At 50.3% G+C, this 11,906-nt stretch carries 9 protein-coding genes and 1 riboswitch; of the genes, 6 read left to right on the forward strand and 3 right to left on the reverse strand.

Features of this window, described 5'->3' with window-relative positions; all coding sequences use genetic code 11:
• The first annotated feature begins 33 nt into the window (after positions 1 to 33).
• Both ACRRNK_RS05360 and ACRRNK_RS05365 read left to right on the forward strand, forming a co-directional pair.
• The gene (locus ACRRNK_RS05360) at positions 34 to 2,664 is read left to right on the forward strand and encodes an Ig-like domain repeat protein (RefSeq protein ID WP_433945763.1); all 2,631 of its coding nucleotides are present in this window, start codon (positions 34 to 36) and stop codon (positions 2,662 to 2,664) included.
• A gap of 408 nt (positions 2,665 to 3,072) precedes the next feature.
• Entirely contained in the window at positions 3,073 to 3,855 is a 783-nt protein-coding gene (locus tag ACRRNK_RS05365) for an MBL fold metallo-hydrolase (protein WP_433945764.1), read from the forward strand.
• Between the two features lie 149 nt (positions 3,856 to 4,004).
• Here the strand turns inward: ACRRNK_RS05365 and ACRRNK_RS05370 are convergent, their stop codons facing one another.
• The 3 genes from ACRRNK_RS05370 to ACRRNK_RS05380 are packed head-to-tail and all read right to left on the reverse strand — an operon-like array spanning position 4,005 to position 6,812.
• The gene (locus ACRRNK_RS05370) at positions 4,005 to 4,811 is read right to left on the reverse strand and encodes a Cof-type HAD-IIB family hydrolase (RefSeq protein WP_433945765.1); all 807 of its coding nucleotides are present in this window, start codon (positions 4,809 to 4,811) and stop codon (positions 4,005 to 4,007) included.
• A gap of 30 nt (positions 4,812 to 4,841) precedes the next feature.
• Entirely contained in the window at positions 4,842 to 5,798 is a 957-nt protein-coding gene (locus ACRRNK_RS05375; RefSeq protein ID WP_433945766.1) for a DMT family transporter, read from the reverse strand.
• A gap of 12 nt (positions 5,799 to 5,810) precedes the next feature.
• Positions 5,811 to 6,812, reverse strand: coding sequence for a lipoate--protein ligase (locus ACRRNK_RS05380; protein ID WP_433945767.1), 1,002 nt, complete (start codon positions 6,810 to 6,812; stop codon positions 5,811 to 5,813).
• A 418-nt stretch (positions 6,813 to 7,230) separates the two neighbouring features.
• On the opposite strand from ACRRNK_RS05380, the gene cobD reads away from it, so the two are divergent.
• The 4 genes from cobD to ACRRNK_RS05400 all read left to right on the forward strand — a co-directional run bounded on the left by cobD (position 7,231) and on the right by ACRRNK_RS05400 (position 10,979).
• Positions 7,231 to 8,319: a threonine-phosphate decarboxylase CobD gene (cobD, locus tag ACRRNK_RS05385; RefSeq protein WP_433945768.1), complete on the forward strand. Its 1,089-nt coding sequence runs from the start codon at positions 7,231 to 7,233 to the stop codon at positions 8,317 to 8,319.
• Between the two features lie 484 nt (positions 8,320 to 8,803).
• On the forward strand, positions 8,804 to 9,379 hold the full coding sequence (locus ACRRNK_RS05390) for an adenosylcobinamide amidohydrolase (RefSeq protein WP_433945769.1): 576 nt from the start codon (positions 8,804 to 8,806) through the stop codon (positions 9,377 to 9,379).
• Entirely contained in the window at positions 9,376 to 10,344 is a 969-nt protein-coding gene (gene cbiB, locus ACRRNK_RS05395; protein WP_433945770.1) for an adenosylcobinamide-phosphate synthase CbiB, read from the forward strand. Before ACRRNK_RS05390 ends, cbiB begins: the two co-directional genes overlap by 4 nt.
• A complete protein-coding gene (locus tag ACRRNK_RS05400; protein WP_433945771.1) occupies positions 10,335 to 10,979 on the forward strand; it encodes a histidine phosphatase family protein in 645 nt (214 codons plus the stop codon). The genes cbiB and ACRRNK_RS05400 overlap by 10 nt, the downstream gene beginning before the upstream one ends.
• A gap of 391 nt (positions 10,980 to 11,370) precedes the next feature.
• A riboswitch (cobalamin riboswitch) is annotated at positions 11,371 to 11,575 on the forward strand.
• The last annotated feature ends 331 nt before the right edge of the window (positions 11,576 to 11,906 follow it).

Raw genomic sequence — 11,906 nt, forward strand, 5'->3', positions numbered from 1 at the left:
ACGCAGCAAGAAACACAGAAGCAGGAGGATTATATGAGAAGTATAATGAAGTCATTTTCTATTCTTTTTCTATCTTTGACACTATTATTCACAGTGACCTATCCAGGGCAGGCTAATGCGGCTATTGCGGGTACAGGCTGGGAAAAGGTTGGGTCCAGCACAACTGACTTGGCTGATTACATAACGTTAGTAATTGATGACACCGTGCCAGCTGACAATACCTTGTCAGTTGAAGAAACGTTAAATTTGGACAATGGTTCTTTGGAAGACGGGTCCAGCACTACAATAAATGGTGTCCCGTACGTTGCTTTTGATAATGGAAGTACAGGCCTTGTTACAGTAGCTAAGCTTGTAGATGGGACATGGACACAGCTGGGCAGTGATCCGATTACAACCAATCGTTCTTCTCGGATAAGAATGGTTATGGATCATGGCACGCCGTACGTTATCTATATAGATCAGGTTAATCTAGGTAAGAAGGTAATCAAGAAGTTTAATGGCAGCACATGGGAGAGCGTAGGACCTGCGTTTGACGGTAATTATGCGCAGTTAGCGGTTGATAAGGGCACCCCATATATTCTGATTAGCGACTATGATAACTCCAGGGGAGGCAAGGCCACTGTAAAGAAGCTTGAAGATGGCAACTGGGTTGATGTCGGTCCCGGCGGCTTCTCGGAAGGTTTAATAAGTGTTCCTTCACTTGCTGTAGATCACGGTACGCCATATGTAGCCTACTCTGATCTAGCGCATGACGGCAAATTAACGGCCATGAAATACAACGGTGAGGAGTGGGAAACGATTGGGAATCCCGGGTTCACCGAGGGTACCGCTGGTGCAGGGAATAAAGGCGCAATTATTTTACGTATCCAAGACGGTACACCATATGTCATGTTCTCGGATGGAGCGTATGCTGATCAGCGTGGCTATGGAAAGGCAACCCTTATAAAATTTAATGGAGCAGAATGGGAAAGTGTAGGGCAAGCCGGGTTCTCTGCAGGTGGAACAGCCTCGTTATCTTTTGTATTTAGTGGTGATACGCCTTATGCAGCTTATACCGATGTATTGAACGCATCCAAAGCAACGGTTATGAAATTTAATGGAGCAGCTTGGGAAACAGTCGGCAAAGCAGGCTTAACTCCTTCCAATGCTGAAGATACTTCGATTGCCGTTGATGGCAATGGCACTCCATTTGTGGCCTTCTCGGATTATGAGCAACGGGCCAGATTATCATTAATGAAATATAACCCGCATGAGCTGCTGAACAGCAGTACTACGCTGACCAGCTCCTTAAATCCGTCGAAGCTATATCAGGACGTAACATTTACCGCCACGGTGGCAGGAACGGATGAGGGAGGAATCCCGACAGGAAATGTTCAATTCATAGAAGGGGACAGACTGCTGAATCAGGTGGCCCTGGACTCATCAGGAGCAGCCACTTATAAGACAAACAGCTTGAGTATCGGGGATCATACGATTACTGCGGTATATAGTGGAGATGCGAAATACGATGTTAGTACCTCTACATCGGTTACTCAACAGGTCAATTCGAATATTGTAGTTAATCCGCCGGAGCTTAGACCTACAGTAACTAGGGTATCAAGTTCACCCAACCCGTCCAAAGCGGGCCAAGAGGTACAGATCCGTGTGAAGATTGCATCTAGCCCGAGTACTTCTGGCGATATGCATGGGACGTTGATTATTAAGGATGGTTCAACAAAGCTGGCCGAGCTTACGGTATTGCCATTTGGGATTTCGAATGGATATACATTTGTAGATTATTCCACAAGTGATCTTTCGGTAGGAGATCACCCGCTGACCGCTGAATATAGCGGAGATGCATTGTTTGGATCGAGTGTAACTTCTGCGCCATATATCCATGTAGTAGGTGAGGGGACTTCGCCAACACCGACGCCTACGCCAACACCAGATCCGACACCGACACCAACGCCGGGACCAATGCCGACGCCAACACCAACACCGGAGCCGGTGCCAACACCAGTGCCGGCACCAGAACCAAAGCCAACTCCAGCGCCGGATGTAGAGGTCTTCAAGAAAGATGTATTTAAATCCGGTTCAGATGTTGAGTTATCTATCGAGAAGAAAGTGAACGAAGCGCTCAAGCATCAGAACTCTGGCTTCTCTCCTGTGGATACCAAGAATCATTGGGCAGAACAGACGATTGATATCTTTACGAAGCTGAACATTATTAGAGGCTACGAAGATAAGACTATTAGACCGAACCAGGACATGTCCAGGGGAGAGTTCATTGCGATTCTCGCCCGCATATTTGATGTAGGCGGAACGCATAAGGCCGAGCTCAAGGATGTCAAGGGACACTGGGCGGAAAAGCCGATCGTGCAGTTTGCTCAAGCGGGAATCATCAGCGGTACTGGAAATGGAGCCTTTAAGCCGGACAGTACGATCACGCGCGAAGAGATGGTAGTTGTTTTGTCCAGGATCGTTAACCTCCAAGGAGCTGCACAAAGCTCGAACGGGCTGGTAAAGGACCCGATTGAATTAGCCGCTGAAGCGGGAATTATTAAGGGCAGCGGTGACGGGAAACTGAATCCGCAAGGAACAGCTGAAAGAGCAGAAGCACTTCAGCTGATCCTTAACACGTTGAAGCTTAATTCCAAGATCAAAACGATGCTTGAATTGTTGTAAAAGAGATCAGCACGTATAAGTGTTAACCTAATTAAGAAGGCGCCTCGATGAAATTCGGGGCGCCTTCTTCATGCATAACAACCAGGAGACATGTGGTAGGATGCCCGGCTTATTATAGTAGAGTATAATACGGAGTATAATACGGGCACCTCAATAGGTGAGTTGATTTCCGGTGGCACAGCACCAGTAGGGGCAGGGAAGCAGACATGTATGCAGCTCAATTACCTGGTCCGATAAGATAGGAGTACCGTACCGGTTATCGCCTTTACCGATCTGATTTGCTACGGTAAGAGCTTTCTTGTTGAGCTCTTCCGGGTGGACTATAATATTAGTGGCTTAATATATAAAGAGCGTGAGCAGTGAAACAAGCAGTAATTACAAGAGTTAGAGACGAGTCTAGGAGGAGTGATGGCTGTGGGAGATCAGCTTAGGTTCTGGGGAACCGGGGACGCGATGGGAGTGCCCCGGGTATACTGTGAATGTGCAGTCTGTGAGGAGGCACGGACCGCGGGCGTGAACAGGCGTTATCGTTCTTGCGTCCTGGTGGATGCAGGTAGAGAGTCTTTTCTAATCGATTGCGGTCCCGATTGGCGAACCCAAATGGAACAGCGTTGCCTGCGCTTTGTCAGGCATATATTAATAACCCACGCGCATTTCGATCATATTGGCGGTCTTCCGGAATGGACGGATGCTTGCAGGTGGCTGGAATGTAGAGGGCAGCTGTATGCGCCCCGTGAGGTGATTGAGCTTATTTTAAGGCAGTACCCATGGCTCGGAGGACATGTCGATTTCCATGGGATTGACGAAGGAATTACGTTGGCTGGCTGGAGAATTCAAGGCTGGAAGGTGTTCCATGGCAAGAACGGCTATTCCTATGCTTACAGGCTGGAGAAGAACGGATATAGCTGGTGTTACTGCTCGGATGCGATTGCGCTCCCGCCAGAGGAGAGAGTTCTTATGCGGGGCGTCAATCTGCTGGTACTCGGGACAAGCTTCTATAAGGAGGAGGCTCCTTTTCATACCCGTTCGGTCTATGACATGACTGAGGCCCTGGAGCTTCTTGCAGATGTGGAGCCTAAGCAGGCAATATTTACGCATATGTCGCATGACGTTGACCTGGCCCGGGATTACGAGCTGCCGGACCATGTAACACTCGCACAGACAGAAATGGCTGTCCTACTTGAGAGGTAGGACAGCCATTTTTTTGAATTTCGCTTTTGATTCATTTTGCGCAATAAAAGTCCACTATGGCTACTGAAACAAAGCGTTCTGAGATAGGTTATATCATACCATAATAGCAATGAAAGTTGCTGGGACAATGGTGAATGGTAACGTTAGCCTTATTGCTGTGCAAGAACAAACTTCTCGATAACCTCTTTGACTCCATCATCATTATTGCTAGCTGTAACATAATCTGCAAGCTCCTTGAGCGGGGCGATGGCATTGCCCATGGCTACACCAAGACCGGCCGCTTCAAGCATTTCATGGTCATTCCAGGAATCGCCGATAGCAATAGTCTCAGACAGGTCACAGCCAAAATGATCCGCAAGAAAAGTAAGGGCAGCTCCCTTGGTCCCTTCTTTATGCATGAATTCAAGGAAGTAAGGCTTGGATTTCGTAATATGCACGCCGTCTCCAAGCAGCTCACGGAAGATCGGGATCAGTTCATCGAGATAATCCGGCTCATCGATAATGAGCATTTTCGGTGTTGGCTGGGAGATCAGCTTCTCAAAATCCGGCTCAATATAGTACTGGGTATTATTCAATTTACTGTAATCGATCAGCTTTTGATTCTCTTCACGGGAATAAAGCTTATCGTCAATATAAGTCTGCAGATGTAAATTGTGTTCAATACAGTATTGGAACAGCTTACGGGCCGCATCTACAGGCATATAGCGTTCATACAAGACTTTCTCGTCAAGCAGGTTCTTCACTAAAGCGCCTTGATACGTAATGATAGGAACATTCAGGCCAGTCTGACGAGCAATTTTGTGAGCGGAGGCATAAGCCCGGCCGGTTGCCAAGGTCACAACCACACCAGCAGCTACAGCATCTTCCAAAGCTTGCTGGGTTCCAGGGGTCACTTCCTTGTCATCATTAATGAGAGTATCGTCGATATCGATGGCGATTAATTTATATTTTGACATTAGGTTTCTCTCCTTGTATCGCGCTGTGGGTCAGGCGCTGATTTCTTTATTGTCTTGACTGTCAGCTGCGGGGTGAGGCACAGCTTCTACAGAAGAAGCCGCCGGCTGAAGCTCTGCCGCAATCATGCCGGCCAGGATACAGGCACAGCCGATCAGGGCCGCAAAGCCCAAATGCTCACCTGCAAATAATACTCCGGTTAGAGCCGCAAACACAGGCTCCATGGCGAAAATCACCGCAACCCGGGTTGGGGTGGTATGCTGCTGGCTAACCGTCTGTATCCAGAAAGCAAATGCACTGGTTGGGCCGATCGAGACAAGAAGGGCAACCAGCACCTCCGGGCGCATAAGTGTATTTCCCAGATGGCTCATAGCCCCCAGGTGCTCTGTCATCAGGGAAGCTGCAAGACTTAGCAGGCCCGTAACCGCAAGCTGAATGGCGGCAAGGGGCAATGCCGGGTACTTTGGGGCGTACATCCCGGTGAAGCCAATATGAAGCGCAAAAGCAAATGCACACAGTAGAATCAGGCCATCTCCCCGGTTAGGAATGAAGCTGCCTCCCGAGAAGGTTAATAAATATAGACCAAAAGCAGCCAGAACAGCACTTGCAAGGCTTATCTTGGACAGCTTGTGCCGCAGCAGCACGGCGGCAAGCATAGGCACCATTACAACCGATAGGCCTGTGATGAATCCAGCATTGGAAGTTGTGGTATACAGCAAGCCAATGGTCTGAAGGGCATAACCTCCAAACAGAAATACGCCCAGCAGTGAGCCATGCAGCAGCATTTTGACGGAGAATTGTCTCCACTCTTTCCTGTAGAATACTGTAATAATCAAGCCCAGAAGCAGTGCAGCTCCAATAAAGCGAACCGCATTGAATGCCAGCGGGGGAAGTGCCTCAACTGCAGACTGGATCATCAGAAAAGTACAGCCCCACATCATGGCAACGATCAGCAGACTAAGCTCTGCAAGCCTAGAACGGGTAAGCATGAATTGATGTGCCTACTCTTCAAGGAATACGAGTCCGATGAAGTCGCTTAATTCAATATTGCCGAAATAATGCTTCACGTCAGTATTAGCCAGAGCGCTCGCAACCTCATTCTCTTCATAACGGAGTCCCCTGAGATTATCTTCAATATCAGCTACATCGCCCACTCCGAAGAAATCTCCGTAAATCTTGATCTCAGCAATCCGTCCGTCCTTAATGTCCATTCTAAGATCAATAATACCTACCGGGAATTTCTTAGTATGCTTCACATTGCTCTCCGGGGATAGTCCGTAGTTCCATTCCCAGTTCTGATAGCGTTCCTTGGAAATTTCATGAATCTTGTTCCAGTCCTCTTCTGTCAGCACATACTGGGGAACCTTGTCCACTTCCATGCCGAAAATGTGCCGAAGCAGCTCCGAACGGAATTCCTCGATTGTGATCTTCTTATCCAGAAAGTCGGAGATATTAGCTACCCGGCTGCGTACTGATTTGGTGCTCTTGGACTTGAATTTCTCCGGGTTGGCGTGGAGGGAGGCCTGCACGTTGTCCAGGTTCAGGTTGAACATGAGTGTTCCATGGCTGAACATGCGTCCCCGTGTGGAGAACTGGGCATTGCCGGAGATCTTCTGCTCCCCGACTTGAAGATCGTTCCGGCCAGTCAATTCAGCCTTTACCCCAAGCTGCTGGAGGGCTTCAACTACTGGTTGGGTGAATTTGCGGAAATTATAAAAGGATTGACCATCATCCTTCGTAATAAAGCTGAAATTGAGGTTCCCCAGGTCGTGATATACGGCTCCACCGCCGGATAGCCGCCGGACAACCTTGACACCGTTATCCTTAATATACTCCGCATTGATCTCTTCAATGGTGTTCTGATGCTTGCCAATAATGACAGACGGAGCATTAATATAAAAGAGTAAGTAGGTTTCATCCGCCGGGAGATGCTTAAGCGCGTACTCCTCTATGGCGAGATTAATGGCGGCATCTGTAATGCCTTGATTATCGATAAACAGCATCGCTCTCTTGTCCTCCGTATCTAATCTATGCTTTGTCACTTACTTTCTTATTGTAACGCAATTATTCGGGGAAACCAAAGAATTTTGACGCTTTATTGACGTGAAAAGTAGGCTGCCGTCATAATGGGTACAACAAAAGCCGAGATAAGACGCAGTTAAAAAAATTACATGTAGGTAAGGCGTAACGGAGGGGGAGCTTGGAAATGTAGGAGCGAAAGCGATCTCCTAAAGCTTTGTGAAAGAAAGCTACTTCGGAAGCATATGCCCTTGTCTCGGGATTTCATCCCTACTTCGGTATATATAAGAAATCTGGAGGCGGGCAGCGGCCGAAAGTCCAAGCATTCCCCGTAGTCGACCGTACCCCGAAATGTAAATGTTTTAACTGCGTATTATAAAGAAGAAAGAGGTAGGTACAATTATGTTAGAAGTATACGGACATGGCGGGGATTTGGAGACGGCCGCAAGTACCTATGGAAGAGGAGCCGGGGATTTCATAGATTTCAGCAGCAACATCAATCCGCTGGGTCCGCCGACCGGGTTAGTGGAGAGCCTGACTGAGGGCCTATCCTCGATTACCAGATACCCTGATCCGGGACATCGACAATTCAAGAGCATGCTGGCCCAGAAGCTCGGCCTGGATGAAGATTGGCTCTCTATTGGTAATGGCGCAGCGGAGACCATGGCACTGCTCCTGCTTGCACTGAAGCCAGTGACTGTAGGAATTGTGGAACCCTGCTTCTCCGAATATGCTGCCCTGGCTGAACAGTTTGGCTCGAAAGTCATCTCGATAAGGGGAAAGAGCGATCATGATTTTCATGCAGATCCGGAGGACATGGAGCAGTTGATCAGAAAGTCCGATCTGGTCTTCCTTGGACAGCCGAACAATCCGAATGGAGTTCAATATGGGGCCGAGCTGCTCAGACAGTACGCCCGTTCCGCTGAGCAGGAAGGCACTTATCTTGTGGTGGATGAAGCTTTCATCGATTTCATTGTGCCAGATTCAAGGCACTCTCTGGTGAGTGAAATCAGCTTATATCCGAGACTTATCCTGGTCAGATCCATGACGAAATTTTATGCTATACCGGGGCTTCGGCTTGGTTACGGGATTGCTCATCCGGATATTATTCGTGCCATGACGAACAAACAGGTGACCTGGAGTGTGAACCAGCTTGCCCTGCTTGCTGGTCAGGTATGTCTGGCAAGCCCGTCCGCGTATGAAGCAGCCACGATCTCGCTGATCACGGAGGAGAGGGGACGTCTGCGGGAAGGCCTGGACCATCTTGGATGCAGAACCTGGGCGGGCGAAGCGAACTTTCTCCTTGTAAGATTGCCGGAAGGCTGGACCGCCACCCGGATACAGAACGAACTCGGCAAGCGTGGAATTCTTATCCGCAGCTGCGCAATGTATCCAGGGCTCGGAGAAAGGGATATCCGGGTGGCGGTCAAGAATAAGGGAGACAACGGTCAACTGCTGCGGGAGATGCAGGCCGTACTAGGGATGGAGTAGCAGTAGCAGTAGAAGTAGAAGAAGAAGAAGAAGTAGTAGAAGAAGTAGTAGAAGAAGTAGAAGAAGGTAGCAAAGGCAAAAGCAAAAACAGATGCAAATTCAAATACGAAGTAAAAGTAGGAGAGGATTCCCGCCTGGATAGGGAGGCGCATTCAGATGGTTATCTTCACCTAGAAGTTAGATTACAGGGAAGATGAGTACGATGAAACTTAGCTGACGAAGGTTAGAATGTGATTACAAGGAATAGAGGAAAAGACCGGCTGTCAGTTGATTTCATCAATTCCCGGGCAATGTGGATTAGTGACAAGGAGGAAAAGGGATGAGTACACCTTTTATACATACAGGAAGTGAAGGAGATGGCCCTCGCGGTGAGTATAGCTCAGCTGCTTATCCAGGGCTCCGTCTTATTCGCGGAGAAAGACATATTTCCGTAAATCTGCCGGGTCCGGTTGATGCTCTGGGCAGTGCTGTCTATGGAGGCGGAATGGTTCGACTGCAGAGGATGGTTAACATTTATGTTGATCGCTTCTATCGGTGCGATGATCCAGAGCGAGATATTCGGGATCTGCTCCAGCGGTGGGAATATCCGCTGGAGCAGACGGCTGGATTATTGACAGCCGTCCGGCTTGAGCATGCAGCGGTGGCGGAGGAGCAGGACGACGAGGCCTCCGTATTCATCTGCGCCACGGCGGGCGTATCCAACGGAGCCCGCGCGGGCACCGCACGTACGACGTTCCCGGCGGACTATGTCCCGGGAACGATCAATCTGATGATCGCGGTGGACGGACGGATGACTCCGGCCGCGATGGTTAATGCGATCATCACCGCTACTGAGGCGAAGGCGGCTGCCCTCGCCGATCTGGGCGTTGTCGATGCCGAGAATGGCCTGCCGGCCACCGGCACGACCACCGACGCCGTCATGATCGGCGTCAGCCAGAACCCAGCGTACGGGCTGCTGCACCCGTACGCCGGCACCGCGACCCACATCGGCGGCCGAATTGGCCGCCTCGTCTACAGCGCGGTGCAGGAGGCGCTCGCCGCTGCCGGGGTCCGGCGGTGATCGCCTGGTGGGTCCTGCCGGCCGCCTATTTGGTCGACCGGCTGATCGGCGATCCGCGGGCCATTCCCCATCCCGTTGTAGGGATGGGCCGTGCGATCACGCGGATCGAGGCGGCAATCCGCCGCCGGGTGCCTGAGCGCCGTCTTAAGGCAGCCGGCTTGCTGCTGCCGCTGCTCGTGGCGGGCGGGGCCTTCGCCCTTACCTGGGGACTGATCTGGCTGCTTGCCCGGATCAGTCCCTGGCTTGCTGCTGCCGCGGAGATCTGGCTGATCGCGACCACGGTGGCCGCGAAGGGCCTGAAGGACGCGGGCATGGCGGTATATCACTGCCTACGGCAAGGCGACCTCCCGGCAGCACGCCGGTCGCTTGGTATGATTGTAGGCCGTGATACCGGGCATCTTGAATCATCCGAGATTGCCCGGGGAGCTGTGGAGACGGTCGCCGAGAATATTGTGGACGGTGTTGTCTCGCCTCTGTTCTATGCGATCATTGGGGGTGCACCGCTTGCCATGGCTTACCGCGCGGTGAATACTCTTGACTCCATGGTCGGTTACAAGAACGAGAAGTATCTGAACCTTGGGTGGGCTTCTGCCCGCCTTGATGATGTGGCGAATTACATTCCGGCAAGATTGACGGCTTTGATGCTTATTGTCGTCTCGCAAGGAATGGGCCTTCAGGCCGGACGCGCATACCGGACTATTCGGAGAGATGCTGCTTCGCATCCAAGCCCGAATAGCGGCTATCCAGAGTCCGCTGTGGCAGGGGCACTGGGCATCCGCCTTGGCGGCGAGAATGTGTATCACGGGGTTACTTCCTTCCGGGCTTATATGGGGGACAAGACCCGTGAACTGGTTCCTGATGATATTCCCAAGACAGCGGCAATGCTCATGTGGGTGTCCAATATATGTGTACTTCTCGGATCAGTGATTCTTCTGTGGCGGGGAGGCAGTCTGCTGTGGATCTAACTGTAGAATGGATCATTGTGCGCCATGGACGGACGGAGTGGAATGCGGAGCGGCGCTATCTCGGACATACGGATCTTGCACTGCTGCCGGGCGAAGATGCTCTTCTCAGCCCACTGGCCTCCGAGCTGCATGGACTAGCGTTCTGCGCTGTCTACAGCAGTGATCTGCGGCGCTGCGCGGAGACTTTACAGCGGGTTCGGCCTGATCTGATGGCTAAGGCGAGATTTGATCAAAGGCTTAGAGAAATGGATTTCGGTGAATGGGAAGGGAAGACCTATGATATGCTGAAAGACTTCCCGCTCTATAGGGAGTGGATTGATCATCCAGAAAAGGTTACACCGCCGGGGGGAGAATCCTGGGATCATTTCAGCAGCAGAGTATCTCAATTTTGCACGGAGGCCATGTCAGAAACTCTAAACTTTGTTAGACAATCTAAGGATACAGGGAATATCTCCCCTTCTAATCCACCGCGGATTCTAATTCTGACCCATGGCGGAGTGGTTCGCCTGTTAAGGGCGTTTCTGCTGCCGGGCGTAAGCTTTCGGGACTATCAAGCCGGGACAGGCAGTCTGCTGAGGATCCCTGTCCAGGTGAGCAGCACTAGATCTGGCAATGAGGAGCATGAGAATTCGTAATGTTATGGTGCAGTCAAGTCTTCGTCAGAAGTGGCACCAGGCTCCGCTATAAGCTGCACGAGTCTTCATCATGAGCAGTCATATTCCTTCGAATAAGCAACATTAGATCTGGTAATGAGAAGGATGAGACTTCGTAATAAGGCAGCACGTGTCTTTGCAGTAAGCAGCCAGAGTCTTCGTCATAAGCAGCTATATTCCTCCCAAATAAGCAGCACTGGGCCTCGGAACTCGTTGTACAATTCTCGCCGGAGACTGGCCGTGTCTTGATGACTCAGACATCTAACCCTCTAGCCGACATTCCCAACAAATGCATAAAATGTTGGAATTTCGGGTTGTATGGCGGGGCGATTTCACCTATAATCCAGTAGAGTAGATTCATCTTGAATAAGCGAATACATAATATTCATAAGGTCCTTGTAGAATGGCTATGCCATGATACGAGGTTAATAGGGAAGCCGGTGCAAATCCGGCACGGTCCCGCCACTGTATACCGGGGACGAGCCCAATCAACAGCCACTGTACTTGATAAGTATGGGAAGGCGGGCTATCGTCATTCACCCGGAAGTCAGGAGACCTGCCTTATGATTTCGTAGCGGTCCTCCGAGGAAGGGACAACGTTCTGCCGGAATATAATTTGTGCGGCTGTACCTCACGTCTTGTAGAGATGAAGGTTCACCGGACATGCTTTCGTAGACGTATACCTGATCCATAGGATCAGGTCTTTTCTTTTTGTTGGCACGGAAATGATCGAAATCGCAGATAACGTCAAGGTGATATCTGTTTAAGCTGAACGATCGAATTACATGTAAGGCAGCCGTGTGAAAAGTTCTTAAGGGTCGCTTCTCCTGAATCATTTCACATTTTTGACTAGTGGTAATTCTTAGGTTCAAGCCATCTGGCAACATAAATTAGAAGGGGAGAGAAACA

This window comes from Paenibacillus sp. SN-8-1, assembly GCF_050995535.1.
GTDB lineage: Bacteria > Bacillota > Bacilli > Paenibacillales > Paenibacillaceae > Fontibacillus.

What these genes read in the sequence shown, in the direction of transcription:
- cobD (WP_433945768.1), top strand. Translation starts at nt 7,231, where the DNA reads ATGTTAGAAGTATACGGACATGGCGGGGATTTGGAGACGGCCGCAAGT.
- ACRRNK_RS05380 (WP_433945767.1), bottom strand. Translation starts at nt 6,812, where the DNA reads ATGCTGTTTATCGATAATCAAGGCATTACAGATGCCGCCATTAATCTC.
- ACRRNK_RS05390 (WP_433945769.1), top strand. Translation starts at nt 8,804, where the DNA reads ATGGTTCGACTGCAGAGGATGGTTAACATTTATGTTGATCGCTTCTAT.
- ACRRNK_RS05375 (WP_433945766.1), bottom strand. Translation starts at nt 5,798, where the DNA reads ATGCTTACCCGTTCTAGGCTTGCAGAGCTTAGTCTGCTGATCGTTGCC.
- ACRRNK_RS05365 (WP_433945764.1), top strand. Translation starts at nt 3,073, where the DNA reads ATGGCTGTGGGAGATCAGCTTAGGTTCTGGGGAACCGGGGACGCGATG.
- ACRRNK_RS05360 (WP_433945763.1), top strand. Translation starts at nt 34, where the DNA reads ATGAGAAGTATAATGAAGTCATTTTCTATTCTTTTTCTATCTTTGACA.
- ACRRNK_RS05370 (WP_433945765.1), bottom strand. Translation starts at nt 4,811, where the DNA reads ATGTCAAAATATAAATTAATCGCCATCGATATCGACGATACTCTCATT.